General features: G+C 68.5%; 13 protein-coding genes. 7 read left to right on the top strand and 6 right to left on the bottom strand.

The window, feature by feature from the left end; genetic code table 11:
- Positions 1-5 precede the first annotated feature (5 nt).
- Both AC0KTM_RS24615 and AC0KTM_RS24620 read right to left on the bottom strand, forming a co-directional pair.
- Positions 6-1,085, bottom strand: a complete 1,080-nt coding sequence (locus AC0KTM_RS24615) for a phosphotransferase family protein (protein ID WP_225327960.1) — start codon at positions 1,083-1,085, stop codon at positions 6-8.
- Positions 1,082-2,218, bottom strand: coding sequence for an Rv3169 family protein (locus AC0KTM_RS24620; protein WP_225327961.1), 1,137 nt, complete (start codon positions 2,216-2,218; stop codon positions 1,082-1,084). The genes AC0KTM_RS24615 and AC0KTM_RS24620 overlap by 4 nt, the downstream gene beginning before the upstream one ends.
- 121 nt (positions 2,219-2,339) lie before the next feature.
- Between AC0KTM_RS24620 and AC0KTM_RS24625 the strand changes: the two genes are divergently transcribed.
- The 5 genes from AC0KTM_RS24625 to AC0KTM_RS24645 all read left to right on the top strand — a co-directional run bounded on the left by AC0KTM_RS24625 (position 2,340) and on the right by AC0KTM_RS24645 (position 7,872).
- On the top strand, positions 2,340-2,960 hold the full coding sequence (locus AC0KTM_RS24625) for a TetR/AcrR family transcriptional regulator (protein ID WP_225327962.1): 621 nt from the start codon (positions 2,340-2,342) through the stop codon (positions 2,958-2,960).
- Positions 2,961-3,062: 102 nt separating this feature from the next.
- Positions 3,063-4,199: a phosphotransferase gene (locus AC0KTM_RS24630; protein WP_472416930.1), complete on the top strand. Its 1,137-nt coding sequence runs from the start codon at positions 3,063-3,065 to the stop codon at positions 4,197-4,199.
- Between the two features lie 126 nt (positions 4,200-4,325).
- The gene (locus tag AC0KTM_RS24635) at positions 4,326-6,086 is read left to right on the top strand and encodes an N-acyl-D-amino-acid deacylase family protein (RefSeq protein WP_472416931.1); all 1,761 of its coding nucleotides are present in this window, start codon (positions 4,326-4,328) and stop codon (positions 6,084-6,086) included.
- A gap of 12 nt (positions 6,087-6,098) precedes the next feature.
- Entirely contained in the window at positions 6,099-7,427 is a 1,329-nt protein-coding gene (locus AC0KTM_RS24640; protein ID WP_225327965.1) for an aromatic ring-hydroxylating oxygenase subunit alpha, read from the top strand.
- A 184-nt stretch (positions 7,428-7,611) separates the two neighbouring features.
- Positions 7,612-7,872: a hypothetical protein gene (locus AC0KTM_RS24645; protein WP_225327966.1), complete on the top strand. Its 261-nt coding sequence runs from the start codon at positions 7,612-7,614 to the stop codon at positions 7,870-7,872.
- Between the two features lie 5 nt (positions 7,873-7,877).
- On the opposite strand, the gene AC0KTM_RS24650 is transcribed toward AC0KTM_RS24645, so the two are convergent.
- Together AC0KTM_RS24650 and AC0KTM_RS24655 are read right to left on the bottom strand one after the other, a co-directional pair.
- On the bottom strand, positions 7,878-8,534 hold the full coding sequence (locus AC0KTM_RS24650; RefSeq protein WP_225327967.1) for a response regulator transcription factor: 657 nt from the start codon (positions 8,532-8,534) through the stop codon (positions 7,878-7,880).
- Positions 8,531-9,748, bottom strand: coding sequence for a sensor histidine kinase (locus AC0KTM_RS24655; RefSeq protein WP_225327968.1), 1,218 nt, complete (start codon positions 9,746-9,748; stop codon positions 8,531-8,533). The genes AC0KTM_RS24650 and AC0KTM_RS24655 overlap by 4 nt, the downstream gene beginning before the upstream one ends.
- Before the next feature lie 133 nt (positions 9,749-9,881).
- On the opposite strand from AC0KTM_RS24655, the gene AC0KTM_RS24660 reads away from it, so the two are divergent.
- Together AC0KTM_RS24660 and AC0KTM_RS24665 are read left to right on the top strand one after the other, a co-directional pair.
- Complete coding sequence (locus AC0KTM_RS24660; protein ID WP_225327969.1) at positions 9,882-10,262, top strand: hypothetical protein; 381 nt, start codon at positions 9,882-9,884, stop codon at positions 10,260-10,262.
- Positions 10,255-13,110, top strand: a complete 2,856-nt coding sequence (locus tag AC0KTM_RS24665; RefSeq protein ID WP_238957219.1) for an MMPL/RND family transporter — start codon at positions 10,255-10,257, stop codon at positions 13,108-13,110. The genes AC0KTM_RS24660 and AC0KTM_RS24665 overlap by 8 nt, the downstream gene beginning before the upstream one ends.
- Here AC0KTM_RS24665 and eccCa read toward each other — a convergent pair.
- Together eccCa and eccB are read right to left on the bottom strand one after the other, a co-directional pair.
- Positions 13,091-17,305, bottom strand: a complete 4,215-nt coding sequence (gene eccCa / locus AC0KTM_RS24670) for a type VII secretion protein EccCa (protein WP_238957220.1) — start codon at positions 17,303-17,305, stop codon at positions 13,091-13,093. The genes AC0KTM_RS24665 and eccCa overlap by 20 nt on opposite strands.
- A gap of 3 nt (positions 17,306-17,308) precedes the next feature.
- Entirely contained in the window at positions 17,309-18,796 is a 1,488-nt protein-coding gene (gene eccB / locus AC0KTM_RS24675; protein ID WP_238957221.1) for a type VII secretion protein EccB, read from the bottom strand.
- Position 18,797: the final 1 nt, after the last annotated feature.

An 18,797-nucleotide genomic window follows, 5' to 3' on the forward strand; every position in this document is an offset into this window, starting at 1 on the left:
GCCGCCTACCCGGCCAGCACCTGCGCAAGGCGGTCTTCGCGCGCCAGCACCGGCCCGTCGTCGACGGGCTCGTCGATTCCCAGCTCGGTGAGCCCGGCCTTGGTCAGCAACGAGGTCCCGTAGGCGGCGAGCGCGAGCTTTTGATCGTCGCTGTGGCCGTCCTCGACGAGCATCGCGCCGATGAGGCAGATGACGGCCATCTTGTAGGCGTTGAACGCCCGGTACCAGGGCCGGTTGGCGACCTTGATCCCACTGGCCGACTCGTAGTGCGCCAGCAGGGCATCGATGGCCGGGGCCGCGGGATGGCTGTTGATCCCGACGGGCTGCATCCACAGCATCTCGAGCCAGCCGATGTCGGTGAGCGGGTCGCCGATGGTCGTCATCTCCCAATCGAAGACGGCGCTCACCTCACCGGCGATGAAGGCGAAGTTGCCCGGCTTCGCGTCGCCGTGCACGAGCGTGACCCTCGGGCACGGGTCGGGCTTGCCGGCGAGCAGGGCCCGATGGAGGCGCTCCAGCGCGGGCAGGCGGCCGCGCTTGACCCGGTTCATCTCCGCGGCCCAGTGGCCCAGTTCGCGGTCCAGGTGGTTGGCGCCGTCGTCCAGGGCGTGCAGCCCGGTGCGGGAGAGGTCGACGGCGTGGATGGCGGCCAGTTGTTCGACCAGGCTCCGGCACATCCGGACCACCGTGTCGTCGGCGGCGCCGGCCGGCGGCTCCATTTCGTACACCTCGCCGGCGACCCGCTCCATCACGAAGAACGGCCGACCGAGCACCTCGCCGGTCGGTTCGAGCCACAGCGCCGGCGGGACCCGGACCGGCGTCTCGGCCAACGCGCGCAGGATCGCGAACTGGCGGGCGAGGTCGTAGGGCTCCAGCAGCGCGGGCGGCCGGGGTCGCAGCCGCAACACCACGTCTCGCCGGTCGTCCTGGCCGGCGCGCCGGGTGACGACGCGCAGCGTCATCATCTCGGCCGAGTGCCCGAAGCTCACCCGATCGATGCCCTCGAGGCGGAGGTCATCGGCATCGGGCACCTGGGCGCGCACCCAATCGCCCAGCCGCCGTTCCAGATCGGCCCCCAGCGTCACCGCCGAGCCCCTTCGCCGTCTTTCTGCAAGCGATCGACCGGGGTCTTGTCCTGGGTGAACGCGGACATGTCCATCGCCGTCCAGTTGGGGTAGCGGGTATAGCCCTGGCCTCCCAGCAGCAATTCGAAGATGCCCCAACCGGTGTCGCCGTCGCGCTCGAATCGCATCAGCTGGTCGAGCGCCATCGATTTGCTCTCGGTCTCGGACAGCTGCTCGGGATGGCTGCTGTCCCAGGCGAAGTGGATGAAGTAGGCGCCGCCGCCCAGGTCTTCGTATTGGCAGTGCGCCATCGGCAGCCCGTAGTAGGCGTTGACGTGCTGGTGGGGCGCCTCGGCGATGACACGATGGGCCCGTCCGTCTTCGTCGGTGAACACGAGCACCGCGCGGGTGGGTCGCTTGCGGGCGCCGTCGAATTCGACGTCGTGCTCGATCTTGACGAATCGTTTCGACAGCCTCCCATCCGCGTAGGTGATGCCCCCGTCGACGTAATGCACTGTGCCGTCAGCAGATTCGATGATCCACGCTTCGATGGCATGGTCGTCGAACCCGGCGTCGAGCCACAACCAGAAGTCGATCTTGTCCGAGACCCGCACGCCGAAGGTGCGGTCGCGGCCGCCGTGAAAGCCGTCGACGCTGATGCGTTCGCCGTCGATCGTCACCCAGCCGCTCCATCGCCCGGGTTCTTTCATGTGGTACATGTCGGCCAACATCTGACCGTCCTTGCCGCGCACCTTCATGGGCAACAGCTCCCACATCGGGGCGCTGGGTTCGTAGTAGAGCTCCCACTCGATTCCGGAGTTGTTGGGTTCGACGTCCAGTCGCCACTTCTTGAGCGGCTCGATGCAGGTCCAGCGCATCGGTCCGGCGCTCAGGTCATCGCGGTCCCCGCCGGTGACGGGCCGCCCGGACAGCAGGTCCCAGTGCCGGCCGTCGGCGAGGCTGACCTTGACGTAGCCCAATCCGCTGCCGGTGTTGGGGTTGTTGCCGTAGCCGCTGGCCAGCAGCATGGTGCCGTCCGGTGATGCGGCGAAGAAGTAACACCGATCCGACCACGTCGGATCGGTGTTGTGCACCTGGTCGAACGTGCTCGGCAGCTGGTGGGTGAACGATTCGTCCGCGGCGGAATACGCCATCAATCGGCCTTTCTGGCTATGTTTATCGTTGCGCTGCAACATGTTTCGTCGGAGGATTCCCGCCCGCCCGGATCGGCATCCGATACCGAAGCCGCACAACGCATCCCGTAACATCGCCGCCATGGAACCGAGCCGGCGGTGGGGCGACGATCGCGCGATCCTCGATGACGAGGAGGCCCGTAGACGGATCCTGGAGGCCGCCGGCCGCTGCATCGTCCGGCGCGGCAACACCCAGTTCCGCATGGGCGAAGTCGCCGACGAGGCCGGGGTGTCGCGCTCGACGGTGTACCGCTACTTTCGGGGCCGCGACGATGTCCTGCTGGGCCTGATGCTGGCGCGTATCGACACCGCGCTCGACGAGCTGGTGCGCTCGCTGCCCGCGCCCGACGACCCCGTGCGATCGGTGCCCGAGATGGTGCTGGCGCGCGTGGAATCGGTGGACGGCAACCCGCTGAACGAAGCACTGTTCGCGGCCGAGAGCACCGCGGTGGCCTCGGCGCTCGAGAAGGGGTCCGAACCGATCGTCGAGCTCCTGCTGCGGCATTACGGCCCGTTGCTCGACCGCTGGAAAGCGGCGGGGCTGCTCTACCCCGATGTCGATTTCCGGTCGATCGTCCAGTGGTTGCACAGCGCGACCCTGTTTCTGCTGGCGCCCTCGTGGCGCTACCGCCCCGCGGCCGACAAACGCGAATTCGTCGAACAGCTCGTGGTGAGGGCCCTGGTTCCACAGATCAGACAATAATCGTCTATTGTCTGATGTCCAGACGTTCGATTGGTTTTCTCCGACGGCGTTGGTGTCGCTGACGCGGCAGCGGGGTCGGGCTGAAAACCGGGGTGGATGGATATGAAAAATCTTGTGGGACAAGCCTTCTCCTTCGCCGGCTTGGCCGCGCACCTGGGCCGGGGCGCGGGCCGGGTGGTGGCCGATGCGGTGGTGGGTGGCCGGTTCGGCTTGCCGCGGACGGTCGAAGAGATCGATCCCGCGGTCCTTTCCCGGGTCATCGGAACCACCGTCCGGTCGGTCCGCGTGCTGAGCAGGGACGCGGGCACCTCCTCGCGGGCCCGGCTGGTGCTGACCGGCAAGGACGTCCCGGAGTCGGTGTTCGTCAAGGTCGCGGCGAAGACCGCCGCCACCCGCCTGATGGGTGAGCTCGGCCGGCTCGGGCACACCGAGGTGCGCTTCTACCGCGAGCTCGCGCCCCAGGTCATCGGCGTCCCCTACTGCTACGGCGCGGCGTTCGACCCGTGGGCGGGCCGGTACCTGCTGGTGCTGGAGGATCTGCCGGCCGAGTCGTGCGAGTTCCCTGACACCTTGCACCCGCTGTCGGCCGACCAGGCCGGTCTCATCGTCGAGCTGTTGGCCGAGCTGCACGCCACGTTCTGGGGGCGGCTGCCGCGCGACGGGCGCGGGCCGCTGGGCTGGCTGTACACGCCGTCCGGCGACGTGACGTCGTTGCTGACCGGCTCGCTGATGCACAACTCGATCAAGCGGCTTGCCGAGCGCACCACGATCCCGGTGGAAAAGGGCGGCTTCATCGCCGACAACTACCGCGCCGTGGCCGCGCTCATCGACGCTCCCCCACACACCGTCATGCACGGCGACGCCCATCCCGGCAACATGTACTTCCACGGCGGCAAGGCCGGGCTGCTGGACTGGCAGGCGGTGCGACGCGGGCACCCCACCCGCGAGCTCGCCTACACGCTGATCACCAGCCTGACCCCGGAGGACCGGCGGGCCAGCCAACGCGACCTCCTCGACGACTACCGGCGGGCGCTGGTGGCGGCCGGCGGCCCCGAGCTGGACCGCGACGACCTGTGGCTGCGGTTCCGCCAGGGCGCGCTGTACGCCTATGTCGCCGCGCTGATCACCACCGGGATGGGGGGAATGCAGGTCGAAGAGATCGCCATGGAAGGCCTGCGCCGCGGCGTCGCCGCGCTCGACGACCTCGAGACCGTCGCCGCCCTGAAGAGTTCTCTGTAAGGCTCGCGAATTCGGCTGAAGCTATTGCCTTCCCCGCGCCACGAGTTACGCTACCTACCGTAGCGAAATGCTGTGCGCCTTCCGCTCAGCCCTCCGAGACAGCCCGCGGCGGCGAAGAGGAGTCTCATGTTCGACCTGAAGATCACCGGTGGAACCATCGTCGACGGCACGGGCGCCGAGCGCTACCGCGCCGACGTCGGCATCAAGGACGGCAAGATCGTCGACGTCGTCCGCCGCTCCGCCGACGGCCCCGAGATGGGCGGGGAGGCGGCCGAAACCATCGACGCCACAGGGCATGTGGTGGCCCCCGGCTTCGTCGACATCCACACCCACTACGACGGCCAGGTGACCTGGGACGGCTTGCTGGAGCCGTCCAGCGGCCACGGCGTCACCACGATCGTGACCGGCAACTGCGGCGTCGGCTTCGCGCCGGTGCGCCCGGGCACCGAGCAGTGGCTGATCGAGCTGATGGAGGGCGTCGAGGACATCCCCGGCACCGCGCTGACCGAGGGCATCACCTGGGGCTGGGAGACCTACCCGGAGTACCTCGACGCGGTCGGCAAGCAGAAGTTCTCCGTCGACGTGGGCAGCCAGGTGGCCCACGGCGCCATCCGCGCCTACGCGATGGGCGAACGAGGCGCGCGCAACGAACCCGCCACCCCGGACGACATCGAGGCCATGGGCCGGCTGGTTCGCGAGGCGATTGAAGCCGGCGCGCTGGGCTTCTCGACGTCACGCACGATGGGGCACCGCGCGATGGACGGCGAACCGGTTCCCGGCACGTTCGCCGCGGAGGAAGAACTGTTCGGCCTGGGCCGCGCCATGGCGGCCGGCGGCCAGGCGGTGTTCGAGCTGGCCCCGCAGGGCGCCGCGGGCGAAGACATCATCGGCCCCAAAAAAGAGCTGGAGTGGATGCGGCGCCTCAGCGGCGAGATCGACCGCCCGGTGTCGTTCGCGCTGATCCAGGTGGACGCCGACCCGAACTTGTGGCGCGAGATGCTGGACCTGTCCGCGGACGCACACGCCGCGGGCGCCCGCCTGTATCCGCAGATCGCGGCGCGCCCGTTCGGCATGATGATCGGCTTCCAGGGCCATCACGGCTTCAGCCACCGCCCCACCTACCGCCGGTTGAAGGCCGAGTGCGGCCGCGAGGAGCTCGCGCAGCGGCTCGCCGATCCCGCGGTGAAGGCGGCGATCCTGTCCGAGGACGACCTGCCCGTGGACCCGACCCTGTTGTTCGACGGCATGTTCGCGTTGGTGCAGCACTCGCTCGGACGGCTCTACTCCCTGGGTAACCCTCCCGACTACGAGCCGACGCCCGACCGCACCGTCGCGGCGATCGCCCAGGCCCGCGGCGAGGATCCGTTGTCCACGCTGTACGACCTCATGCTCGAGTCCAACGCGACCAACATGCTGATGCTGCCGCTGTTCAACTACGCCGACGGAAACTGCGACGCGATCCGCGAGATGATGCTGCATCCCGCCGGCGTGCTCGGGCTGTCCGACGGCGGCGCGCACTGCGGGATGATCTGCGACGCTTCGTATCCGACGTTCCTGCTGACGCACTGGGCGCGGGATCGCAAGCGGGGCGAGAAGCTGTCGCTGGAATACGTGATTCGCAAGCAGTCCCGCGACACCGCCCACCTGTTCGGCCTCACCGACCGCGGCACCATCGAGCCCGGCAAGAAGGCCGACATCAACGTCATCGACATGGATGCGCTGAGGCTGCACCCGGCGGCGATGGCCTTCGACCTGCCGGCCGGGGGAAACCGGATCCTGCAGGGCGCCAGCGGATATGCGGCGACCATCGTCAGCGGGACCGTGACCCGTCGCAACGACGTCGACACCGGGGCCAGGCCCGGACGCCTGGTCCGCGGAGCGCGCTGAGAGCTCCGCCCGATGGCAACGGCGCGCACCCGCTCGCACGTCGACGAGGATGCGATCGGCACCCCGCCGGAGAACCCGACGCTGGTGCCGGCCGAGCGTTACTACTCCCCCGCCTTCGCCGCCCTCGAGGCGGAGCGGATGTGGCCGAGGGTGTGGCAGCTGGCGTGCATGGTCGACCACGTCGCGGAGCCCGGCGACTATTTCGAATACCGCTGCGGGCCGTACGGGGTGCTGATCGTCCGTGACGACGACGGGGAGCTCCGCGCGTTCCAGAACGTGTGCCGGCATCGCGGCAATTCGTTGTGCACCGGCTCGGGTTCGGGCCTGCGCGAACTCAAGTGCGGCTATCACGGGTGGACCTGGGACCTGGCCGGCGCGCTGAAACGGGTGCCGAACCGCAAGGGCTTCGGCGGGCTGCGCATGTCCGACTTCCCACTGATACCGGCCCGCGTCGCGACGTGGGCGGGACTCGTCTTCGTCAACCTCGACCCGGGCGCGATGCCCCTGATCGAGTACCTGGAGGCGGTGCCCGACGACATCGCCTGGTGCCATCTGGAGGACTTCCGCTGCTACGCCACGCTCACCGTCGACGTCGACGCCAACTGGAAAACGATCGCGGACGGCTACAGCGAGACCTATCACATCCAGACCCTGCACCCCGAACTGCTGCGTTGCGTCGACGATATCCATGCGCCGCAACGGATTTGGGGTCACACAGGTAAGTCGGATCAGCCCTACGGCGTGCCGAGCCCGCGCTTGGGCGGCGCGCTGAGCGACGAAGAAGTGTGGGACGCCTACGTCTACACCCAGGGCGCGCTGATGGGCGCGGCCGAGGGCACGCCCTTCCCGGCCGACGAACGACGCCCCGGACAGACGGTGGCCGAACTGATCGCCGAGCGAACCCGGGCCTTCGCCGCGGGCCGTGGCGTCGATCTCAACTGGGCTGACACCGACCGAATGACCCGACTGCACCAGTACAACGTGTTCCCCAACATGACCTTGTTAGCCAACGCCGACCACCTCACCGTCATGTGTTCGCGACCGGGCGCCTCCCCCGACAAAGGCGAGCTGGTGATGTTCTTGATGACCCGGATGCCGCCGGGCGCGCCGCGCACCAAGCCGACCGATGTGCGGATGGCCGCCGAGGCGGCCGAGCCGGGCATCGTGCTCACCCAGGACATCGCGGTGCTCCCCGGCCTGCAGCGCGGCATGCACCAGCCCGGCTTCACGCATCTGGTTTTGTCCAGCGAGGAACGTCGCGTGATCAACATGCACCGCAACCTGGAGCGCTACCTCGACCTGCCCGCGTCGCAGCAAATGAGCGGCGGCGCGGCGAAATGACCTCTCGCAACATAGTTCGTGTACACACGGCCAAAGTGGCCCCGGGCGATTTAGAATCCGGCTTGTGATGACCCCGTCTTACCCCTGGGGGGACGATCGAGGGCAACTTTCGCGCCAACTACGGCTGCCGTATCACACGCTCCGCCGACGGCGGGCGCGCCGTCTGTGCCACAGTTTCGAGCGGGTGGGTGTTCGGACGGCACCGGAGCGGCTGCGCGAAATGGTGGCGGGCGCGCCGCTGGCCGCTCACGAATTGATCAACGTGAATTTCGCGCTGATCGCGATTCAGCTCGACCGCGAGTCTCGCGCGGCGCGATACAAGCGGCTCAAACAACGCGGTACCCGTTCGCTGATGTTCGCGGGCCTGGTCATGGTGGTGCTGAACTTCCTCGTGTGCATGGCCTACGTGCTGCTGAACCTCGCCGAGCAGTCGGCGCCGCTGTAGCACCCTCAGCGCGGGGCGACGATGCCGTTGTCGTACGCATACACGATCGCGGCCGCGCGATCGCGCAAGTCGAGCTTGCCGAAGATCCGCCCGATGTGGCTCTTGACGGTCACGCCGGAAATGCAGAGTTCGCCGGCGATCTCGGTATTGGACAGGCCCTGGCCGATCAATGTCAGGACGTCGAGCTCGCGGGTCGTCAGCTCGGCGATCGCGGTGCCGCGCGGGCCGGGGGCCGCCTTGCGGTACGTGGTGAGCACCCGCGAGGTCACCGCGGGATCCAGGTAGCTGTCTCCGCGGGCGACCGCGCGCACCGCGCGGATCAGCTCTTCGGCGGAGGAGTCTTTGAGCACGAAGCCGGCCGCTCCGGCGCGCAGCGCCCCGGACAACAGCTCGTCCTCGTTGAAGGTGGTGAGCGCGAGCACCGGCGGCCTGCCGCCCAGCCGGCGGGTCGCCTCGATGCCGTCGACGCGGCGCATCCGCAGATCCATCACGACGACGTCGGGTCGATGCTCGGCCACCGCGGCGGGCACCTCGTCGCCGTCGGCGCACTCCGCGACGATGACGAAACCGTCCTTGCGGCGCAGGATTCGGCGCAGCCCCGAGCGCACCAGGTCTTGGTCGTCGACGAGCAGCACGGCGATCTCGGGCCCCGGGTCGGTCACAGCTTGCACCACCGCGGGCGCCAGCTGGTGTCGCCGTCGTGCAGCGGTATCTCGGCGCGCACCGACCACCCGTCCGGGGTCGGGCCGACGTCGAGGGCGCCGCCGAGCAGGTCGACGCGCTGGCGCATGCCGCGCAGGCCGCGCCCCTCCGCCGATCTCGCGGCCACCACCGCGGCCGGGAGCAGATTGCTGACCGCGAGCCGGGCCGACGCCGGCGAAATGTCGAGCACCACACTGGCTTTCGATTCGGGCGCGTGCTTGGCGATGTTGGCCAGCGACTCCTGGGTGATGCGGTAGAGCCCGAGACCCACCGCGGCCGACACGTGATCGGTGGGTCCCTCGACGCACAGCGTGACGGCCAGGCCCGCTTGCTGAAAGCCCGCGACGAGCGCCGGGACGTCGTCGATGCCGGGTTCGGGCGTGGTCTGCGCCGTTTTGGTCGGCCAGTTGTCGAGCAGCCCGACGGTACGGCGGATGTCGGCCATCGCCTGCCGGCCCAGCTTCTCGGCCTGCTCCAGCGCATCGACAGCGTCGTCGACGTCGCGATCCTGCTGCAGCGCGCGGCGCGCACCGGTCACATGCAACAGGGTGATGCTGAGCGAATGCGCGATGACGTCGTGCACTTCGCGCGCGATGCGCCGGCGTTCGTCGGCGGCGGCGTGCGCGGCCAACAAATTCTGCGCCTCGATTTGTTCGGCCAGCAGCAGCCGCTGGGCGCGCATCACGTAACCGAGCAGCCACGCCACCGCGACGAAACCCAGGTACAACGCGATCGCGTCGAGGCGGTGCAGCGCCGACGCCGTGAGCAACAGCGCGGCCGCCGACACCGCGGCCAGCAAGCCGCCCAGCACCGAGGCCAACGTCGCGACCGACAACACCATCAGCACCAACAGCGCCGGTGCGAAATCGGCCTGTATGGGCGTCGACGTGCCGAAGAGCGTCAGCGCGGTGGCCGCCGACCAGGTCGCCCACAACGGCCACGGCGTGATTTTCATATTGAAGACGAAGAACGCCAGCTCGGTTGACAGGGCCAGGGCGAACGCGGCCAGCGACACGGGCAGGTCGGCCGCGGGCCGCTGCAGCGTCCCGATCACACCGCCGAGCACGAGGCTGACGTCGACGGCGATCAGCGACGTCCACGTGATGCCGACGGGAAGCAGCTCGCTGCGTCGGCGAAGCTGCTCCCGCACGTGATCCGCTGCGGCGCGCAACATTGTCCAATCCTAGAAGAGCTGAGCGCCCCGTCACATCCTGCTGGGGTCGGCACCCGTCTCCGCCCGTGGTAGGAGACAAAGACTGCACTTCGGCACGACGCGCGGCCGGCGGCCGGATTCCTAACGTCGAGTCATGACATGGACACTGCTGCACGACCGCATGGCCTTCATGGCCGAGGTGATCAAAGCCGCCGAGACGGATCCGCAGGCGGCACTCGCGTTGATCGACAACTCATCCGAGGTGTCCGAGCTGTTCGGCGACGAGGAAGGCTTGATGCTGTCGCTCGGCCAGCGTTGGATCACCATGCTGGTGGCCAAGCTGGACCAGGCGGCCTACGAGGGCGCGTCGGCCGAACAGGTGCGGGCCGATCTCGAGGCCGCCGAACCCGGCCTGCACGCGCTGGTGAGGATCGGCTCGCGCCGGTCGGTCCGGGTGCGGTCGCTGTCTCGCGGCGAACACGTGGCCGTCGGCCTCTTCGGCGGCCCGACCGGCGATCGGCAGACCGTTGCATGACCGAGCGGGAATGCTTGCGCGACTGACCGGCCGGTACGCGGTCCTGATCGTCGGCCTGTGGGTGCTGGCGGCGGCCACCGCCAATCTGGCGGTCCCGCAACTGGAGCGAGTCGTCGACACCCACGCCCGGTCCTTCATGCCACCCGAGGCGCCGAGCGCGGTGGCCGCCGCCCGGGCGGCCCAGCTGTTCAACGAGACTCCCAGCAACAACTTCGTTTACGTTGTGCTGGAACGAAATCAGCGGCTGACACCGAGTGACCGCCAGTTCTATGACGCGCTGACGACGACGCTCGGTTCCGATCACCGTCACGTGTATGCGGTGACCGATCTCTGGTCGCAACCCGCGGCGGCCGCCGGCGCGCAGAGCTCGGACGGTCGGGCCGTCAGTGTGATGGTGCGGCTCGCCGGAATGCTCGGCACCTCCCAGGCGCGCGATTCGGTGAACTCCGTGCGCGCCGCCATCCAGACGCTTTCGCCGCCGGCCGGCCTGGAAGTCCATGTCACGGGTCCCGGCGCCACGATCGTCGACGAGTTCTCCGCGATCGACCGGCAGATGCTCGGAATCACCGCCGCCACCATCGGTCTCATCCTGCTGTTGTTGCTGATCGTGTACCGCTCGCCGGTCGCCGCCGCGATTCCCCTGATATCGGTCGGCCTCGCCCTGGCACTGGCCCGCGCCATCGTCGCGGCGCTCGGTCAGGCCAACGTGATTGAGGTGTCGCTGTTTTCAGTGGCTCTCATGGCAGCCATGACGCTGGGCGCCGGCACCGACTACGCGATCTTCCTGGTGGGGCGCTATCACGAAGGCCGCCGCCGCGGCGTCGCGCCGGGGCAGGCGCTGACGCAGGCCTACCGTTCCATCGCGCCGGTCGTGATCGGTTCGGCGCTGACCGTGTCGGTGGCACTGGCATGCCTGGTGTTCGCGCAGGTGGGCTCGTTCCGCAGCGCCGGATTGCCCTGCGCCATCGGCATTCTGGCGACTATGGTGGCCGCGCTGACCCTGACACCGGCGCTGATGGGACTGGCCGTGCGACGGGGATATCTCGAACCGCGGCCGTCGAGGACGGCGCGGCGCTGGCGCCGGGTCGGCACCGCCGTGGCGCGCTGGCCCGGGCCGATCCTGGTGGCCGCGCTGGGGTTGACCGTGCTGGTCGCGCTGCCGGTGGCCGGGATGCGCGTCGGGTTCAACGAGCCCGCCGCCACGCCATCGTCCACCGACTCCAACCGCGGCTATGCCAGCGCCGACCGGCATTTCGCCGCGAACGCGCTGTTGCCCGACGTCGTCGCGATCCAGGCGGATCACGACTTGCGCAACCCGGCCGGGCTGATCGCGATCGAGCGGATCACCCGCCACATCATGGCCGTCCCGGGAGTGCGTGCGGTCCAGTCCGCCAGCCGCCCCGATGGCAAGGTGCCCGAACAAGCGACGCTCAGCTATCAGGCGGGTGTGCTCGGCCGTCAATTCGGCGACACCATGGATTCGCTGACCCGGCGTCTGCAGCGGGTCTCCGAATTGGACGGAGCGTTGGCGCAGACACAGGCTGCGGTCGATGGTCTGGGCAACGGGTTGCGGGGCGGCAGTGCGGGGTTGGCCGACATGTCCGGCGCCGCCGACGACATGCGCGCCGGCATGGACGGATTGCAGCGCAATGTCACGACGGTGTCGGGCTATCTCGACCCCCTGCGCGACTTCGTCGGGCGGACTCCCGACTGCGCCGCCAATCCGATCTGCTCGACGGTGGATCGGGTGCTGCAACCCGTCGACAGCCTGGTGCAGACCTCCGCGCGACTCGATGCCGGCGCGACGAAACTGACCAGCGGCTCGAGCACCGCCGCCGCGGCGATGGCCGGCTTGCCGCAAAGCGTGTCGGCGATGAAAGGGGCGTTGGGACAAGCACGTTCGGCCACCCATGACCTGCTCGCGCTCACCGATACGCTCGGGCCGCAGATGCGCCAGTTGACCGACTACATGAACGAGATCGCCACGCAATTCCGGGGCAGCGCTGCGGCGGATTTCTATATGCCACAACGGGCGCTGACCGATCCCCGGTACACCGCCGTGCTGGGCCACCTGATCTCCGAGAACGGGCGTGCCGCTTACCTTTTGGTCTACGGCGACGGCTCCGAGTGGGGGGCGGACGGCGCCAAGCGCGCCGACCAGGTGCGGGCCGCCATCAAGGAGGCCACCAAGGAGGGCACGCTGACCCCGACGGAGGTCGACCTCGCCGGCGTCGGCCCGGTGACCGCGGATCTGCAGCGCTTCGTCGCCAGTGATGCCACGCTGTTGGCGGGCGCCGCACTGGTCCTCATCTTCTTGATCGTCACGGCCATGTTGCGCAGTCCGGTCGCGGGGCTGGTCGTCGTCGGAACCGTGGTCACCTCCTACGCATCGGCCATTGGCGCCAGTGTGCTGATCTGGCAGCACCTTCTCCATCAGGACCTGCACTGGGCCGTGGGACCCTTCGCGTTCATCGCGCTGATCGCCGTCGGCGCAGACTACAACCTGTTGCTCGCATTGCGGATCAAACAGGAAGCGGCGGCGGGCCTCAAGACGGGAATCATCCGGGCCTTCGGCGGCACCGGCGGAGTGGTCACCGTCGCCGGCATCGTCTTCGGGCTGACCATGCTGGCGCTGCTGACCAGCAGCGTGCTCAGCGTCGCGCAGATCGGCACGACCGTCGCGGTCGGGCTGCTGCTGGACACCCTGGTGGTGCGGGCATTCATCGTGCCGTCCATCGTGGCCCTGCTGGGCCGGTGGTTCTGGTGGCCGAGTCCGCTCCCCCGACGCGCCGTGGCCCAGGCGGTGAAAACGCCTGAGCCACAGCCGCTTACTGCGGCGGGGGTGTGAACGACGACGGCAGCCCGACCAGCACCCCCTCGACGTCGCCGTCGGCGCTCACCAGCAGACCACGCCCCGGCGGGAGCGCCTGGGCGCGAACGTTGCGGTTGATCCGGTTCTGTGGGTCGTTATCCATATAGAGCTGGGCCACTTTCGCCGAGTTCTGGAACCTGATCCACGGATCCATTTGCAGCGTCGCCCAGTTCGCGCTGTTGCGGGTGGTGAAGACGTGCAGGCCGATCTGGCGGGCGCGTTCCATCAGCTTCCACAACGCCGCTCCCACTGGCGGCTTGGGCGGGTAGCTCTGATCGGGGCGCAGGTCTCCGATGTCGTCGATGAGCACGAAGTGCCGCGCACCCTCCCACGGCTTGAGCGCGCGCAGTTCCTCCTGGCTCAGGCCCTTGGGCGGCAGCCGGGGCAGCAGGATCTGCTGAGCCAGTGCGGTGATCACCTCGTCGATCTCGTCCTGGTCGTAGGCGTAGGCGCGCACGTAGCCCGGCCCGTGCAGATCGCGCAGGCCGTGCGGGGCGGTCTTGGGGTCGATCAGGGTCAGCTGGGCTTCGTCGGGGCTGAAGCGGTTCATGATCGCCTCGCCAATTGAAACCAGCGACAAGGTTTTTCCGCAGCCCTGCCGGCCCAGGATCATCACGCCCGGGCTTTCGCGCAGCTTGATCGGGACCGGCCCCAGTTCGTGGCGTTCGCCGATGGCAAACGAGATCGACAGGTCGTCGCCTGTCGGGTGGGCGGCCTCGTATTCCAGGATCGCCTTGAGTTCCACCCGCTGCGGCAGTCGCTGCAGGGTTGCGTGCTTGGTCACGCCGGCGACGTCCGCGATGCGGGCACCGACGTCGACGATGCTGACAATCGCCCCGGTGGCCGGGTCGGTCAGCGCCGGCACACCGACCCGCAGCTCGTGCAAGCTGTCCGTCAGCCCGAAACCGGGGCGGCTCAGCGTCCGACGGGCCGCGTCCCGCGACTCCAGCGACGAGTGCCCCATCTGGCTCTCGCTCGGGTCGGCCAACCGCAATTGGATTCGCGCCGTGGCGTTTTGCAGCAGGCTCTGCCGTTGCCCGTGAATCCAGCCGCCGGCGCTGCACATCACGTGCACCCCGTATTCGGGACCGCGGCTGCTCAGCGAGATGATGCGGTCTCCCAGGACGGTGTCCTTCGAATACAGGTCGTCGTAGTCGTCCACCACCACGAAGACATCGCCGAACGGATCATTGGCGTCGGTGCCGCCCAGGCCGTCGCTCCCGGGCCCGAAGCGGCGCTCGCGGAATCCGTCGAGGTCGATCTTGAGCCGCCGGAACGAATCTTCGCGGGCATCGATCAATGCGTCCATGCTGCTCAAGATGCGTTCGATGCCCTCGGCGTCCTTGGGCGACACGATGTCGGTGACGTGCGGCAGCGATGCGGCCTGGGCGAGGGTCGCCCCGCCGATGCAAAAGAACGTGACGCGCGCGGGGCTGTACATCGTTGCGGCCGAACACATCAGCGTCATCAAGGTGGTCGTCTTTCCGCGCTGCTTGGCGCCGACCACGATCACGTTGCTGCGCAGCGCGTCGACCGCGTGCACGATCTGCTTTGACTCTTCGGGGATGTCCATGACACCCACCGGGAACATCAGGCCCGGGTTGCTCCCGTAGTCGACGTGCCACGGCTTGCCCCGATACCCGGCGACCAGGGCGTCGATGGGCTCGGGCTCTTCCAGCGGCTCCAGCCAGGGCCGGCGCGGGGCGCGGTGCGGCACGCTCCGCAGCGACTCTCGCAGCACGTCCACGACCTTCTTCCGCTTGAAACCGTCGTCGTAGTACAGGAATTCGTCGGGCTCGGCGTCGACGGCGGCGGCCGCTTCCAATGCCGTGGCATCCGCGGCGTCCAACGGCTGGAACTGCCAGTTGTAGAGCCGGGGCTTGGTCAGGGTCATGTCGACCGTCTCCGCGACTTCCTTGGTCTTCGGCACCACGAACGGTGCGGACAGGTAGAAGCAGCGGAACGGCTCCAGATCGCGCGGCCCCACCTTCAGCAGGCCGAAGCCGTTCTCCTTCGACGGCAGGTGGTAGGCGGCGTCCGAGCCGATCACCTCGCGGCTGTCGTCGCCGGACTCGGCGCGCAGCGCGATCCGAAAGGCGATGTTGGACTTGACCTTCTGCAGCGAGGACAGGTCCAGGCGCTGGCCGCCCAACATGAAGAACACGTTGGCGCCGCGGCCTTCCTGGCCGATGTGGATGATGAGGTTGATCCACTTCTCGTGGTTGGCGAACAGCTCCAGATACTCGTCGACGATGACGAGCAACACCGGCACCGGGGGCAGGTCGCGCCCGGCGAGCCGGATCTCCTCGTAGTCGTTGGCGTCGCGTGCGCCGACCGAGGTGAAAAGCTCGTAGCGCTGTTTGATCTCACCGTCGATGACCCGGCGCATCCGCTCGGCGAGGTGGCGTTCGTCCTTGCCGAGGTTGGACAGCGCGGCCACTACGTGCGGGATGCCGAGGATGTCCTGGGCCGCCGACTCGAACTTCATGTCGACGAAGATGACGTTGAACGTCTCCGGCGAGTGCGTCAGCGCGATGCCGTAGACCAGCGACAAGAAGAACTCCGACTTGCCCGAGCCGCTGGTGCCGATGACCACGGAGTGGAACCCGAAGCCGCCGAAGTCCTTGGCGCGGATGGTGATGTTCTGCAGCTCGCCGTTGGGCTTGGCCCCGACCGGGACCTCGCACCAGCGCTCGTCGCCGCGGCCGCGCCGCTCCGCCCATAGCCGGTCGACGTCCAGCTCGCGCGGGTCGCTGATGCCCAGCGCGCGCAGCAATTCGGTTGCACCGCTGACGGAATCGGCGATCTCGCTGCGGCTGGTCGGTGACCAGCGGGCCATCGCCCGCGCGTAGCGGTAGGCGCGGTGCACCGAAAGCTGGTCGGCGTGGGCGAAGAACTTGTTGCGCACGCGCAGCAGGGGGGCCGGGCGGCCGTCCTCCCCGTCGGAGTCCGAGCCGTTCCGGTGCAGGGCGACTTCGCCGTTGACCGAGCCGTTGGGTGAGCTGTGCCGCTCGCTGAGCTCGAATACCTGGTCGGTGGCGAAGCCCACGCCGGTGCCGACGCGTGAGGCGATGCGCAGCAGGGTGATTCCGGCCTTGCCGACCTGGCCGACGACGCTCTCCCAGGCATCGGGGCTGCCCGTGTTGTCGTCGACGATCACGAGGTGCGGGCCCAAATCGACGGTGTCCGTGCCGGTTTCCAGGGCCGATCCCATGGCGGTGGGGCTGGCCGCGGCCAGCGGCGTCCAGGCGCCGCGCTTGCCCTTCATGTGCAGCTCGGCGCCCAGGGTCTCTTCGAGTTCCTCCGGTGTGGCGAAGACCAGGCGCCGAAAGCCGCACGCGTCGAACAGTTCGTCGTGCAGGTTGTGCGGCAGCCACACGATCCATGACCAAACCTCGGGGTTGCGCGTCACCACCATCAGCTTGACGTCGCGCGGGTTGTGGAACACGGCCAGCGAGCACAGCGCCGAGCGCATCAGTGAGCGCAGCCGGTCCAGATCCTCGCCCACGAAGCTGAATCCCGGCGCCGACCGCAGGTTCACCACCTTGGCGATGTCGCGAATCTTGCGCTGCTCCAAGATGAAATCGCGCAGTGCCTGCCCGGTGACGGGTTCGAGCTCCTCGTCGGACGCGATGTCGGGCCAGGTCACCGAGAGCACCGAGTCCGGTGCGTGCTGCACGCCCGTGCCGAGCCGCACCTCCAGGAAGTCCGCGTCGGCGCGTCCGCGTTCCCACATGCGGGGGCCGCCGATGATGGCGCCCAGGCCGCGCGGGTCGGAGTGCACCGAGTTCTGCCATTCACGCTGCGCGCACACCGCGGACTGGATTTCGTCGCGGTTGCCGTCGAGGTCGCGCAGGTAGCGGCGACGGCCCTTTTCCATTTCGCCCCAGGTGATCTTGCGGGCTCGGCCGAAACGGCCGGAGAACGCCAGCATGCTGAACGCGCCGATGCCCATCAGCGGGAAGAAGCCGGTGGTCAGGCTGCGGACGCCGGAGACGTAGAGCATGACGATGGTGCCGATGAGCGCGACGATCAGCGCCGGCACACCGATCATCACCCAGATGTTGCGCGGCTCGCGTTCCGGCAGCGCGATCGGCGCGCTGGGTGCCACCCGAACCGGTTTCGGTGGCTCGATCCTGACGCGGTTGATGGGGAACGCTTTCTTGGACATTCTCTAGCCTCCCGGCTTCGCCGATGTCGTCACCACAGCCACCTTGCCCAGCGCCGGCACGGTGTCACGCTCCAAAAGCGCTGCCTCCCTGGACAACGCGGGCCCCGATGCGAAAGTCCGCAGCAGCGGCCAGGGCGCCTGCACCGCCGACCCCGGGTCAAGCCCGAGCGCCCGCAGCGTCGTCTCGTCGTTGGCGATCCCGAACCGAACCCCGTTGTCGGACACCCAGAACAACGATTCGCGGGAGTCCGAGGTGACCACGCCGCTGGTCGATGTCACGAAGTTCGCCGCGCCCGGCAACACCAGCACCTGGTTGGCGACCACCGATGCCGGGTCGCGGTCGTCACGCACCAAATGAACGATTCTGTTGTCCAGGTAGGACGGCGTCGGCAGGCCGCGCCCGTTATAGACGACGACGCGGGCCCGCGGATCCGTCGAGGCCTTCTCCCAGCCGACGCAGGTGGTCGGATCGGCCGCGGTGTCAATGAAATTCAAGCGTTTGGTCGGGTAGTAGTCGACGGCCAGCGAGGTCACCTCGGGGATGTTGACCAACACGTCGGGGGTCACCACGCGCGGCGCCGTCGACCCGTAGGAGTTGGCGCTGCGCAACAGGTCGGCCACGAAGCTGGTGACCTTTTGCACTCCCTCGGGCAGCAGGACGTAGAACTGCTTTCCGCCGCTGGCGGTTTGGGCCTGCAGCACCGCTCCCACCTGTGAGCCCGAGACCCACGTCGACGGGGTGCCCGCCAGGGGTACTTGCGGGACGTCGAGCGGTTCGGTCGCGGGCAGCGCGTCATACAGGGCGCGCGAAATCTCCACCGGCAGCGTCACTCCCGGGTCGAGCCCCAGACTGAGCGTGACCGCCCGGTTGACCGGATCGATCTGGGATCGTTTGCCGCCCCAGATGACGTAGGTGTTGCCCTCGAACGTGACCAGCAGCCCGGCGTCGTCGCGCAGCGGTGTGGCGCGGTCATAGGCGTCGAGCTGGCCGGCGATCGAGGTCACCACCGGCCGTTCGGGGCTGCGCGGACGTCCCGCGGTGTCGCACACCGCCCAGGCCGAGGTCGCACCCCGATGCACCGGCATCGCCGCCGGCGCCCCCGGGATACCGACCAGCGGCCCGGTCGGATACTTCGCTATCTCGGCGGGTTTCACCCACGTCGGCTGATTCGCCGTCCCCGTCGCCAACCGTGCGGACGTCAAATTCAGCGCCGGGTAGAGCCGGCCGTCGATCTTGGCGTAGATCGCCCCGGAATCACGGTCGCCGATGATCGCCGAATCACCCACGATGCCAGTGGGTTTCAGCACATTCAGCAGCAGCATCCAGCCCGACGCGATAGCCACGAGGAGCACTGAGAGCACAAGCGCGGCCGTCTGCTTGCGGTCATCGTGTTTCATGCGCACCGAGAAGCGGGTGGTCGCCGCCCGCAGCCGCCGGTTGTAGAACAGGTGCCCAGAGTTCTGGTCGCGATTAGACAAACTCAGCGGCATG

The sequence above is a fragment of the Mycobacterium sp. NTMscope_Eco_3 genome (genome assembly GCF_976985685.1).

Excerpts from the sequence above, each read along its gene's own strand:
- AC0KTM_RS24655 (WP_225327968.1), bottom strand. The coding sequence starts at position 9,748 with ATGTTGCGCGCCGCAGCGGATCACGTGCGGGAGCAGCTTCGCCGACGC.
- AC0KTM_RS24640 (WP_225327965.1), top strand. The coding sequence starts at position 6,099 with ATGGCAACGGCGCGCACCCGCTCGCACGTCGACGAGGATGCGATCGGC.
- AC0KTM_RS24625 (WP_225327962.1), top strand. The coding sequence starts at position 2,340 with ATGGAACCGAGCCGGCGGTGGGGCGACGATCGCGCGATCCTCGATGAC.
- AC0KTM_RS24635 (WP_472416931.1), top strand. The coding sequence starts at position 4,326 with ATGTTCGACCTGAAGATCACCGGTGGAACCATCGTCGACGGCACGGGC.
- AC0KTM_RS24630 (WP_472416930.1), top strand. The coding sequence starts at position 3,063 with ATGAAAAATCTTGTGGGACAAGCCTTCTCCTTCGCCGGCTTGGCCGCG.
- AC0KTM_RS24620 (WP_225327961.1), bottom strand. The coding sequence starts at position 2,218 with ATGGCGTATTCCGCCGCGGACGAATCGTTCACCCACCAGCTGCCGAGC.
- AC0KTM_RS24660 (WP_225327969.1), top strand. The coding sequence starts at position 9,882 with ATGACATGGACACTGCTGCACGACCGCATGGCCTTCATGGCCGAGGTG.
- eccCa (WP_238957220.1), bottom strand. The coding sequence starts at position 17,305 with ATGTCCAAGAAAGCGTTCCCCATCAACCGCGTCAGGATCGAGCCACCG.
- eccB (WP_238957221.1), bottom strand. The coding sequence starts at position 18,796 with ATGCCGCTGAGTTTGTCTAATCGCGACCAGAACTCTGGGCACCTGTTC.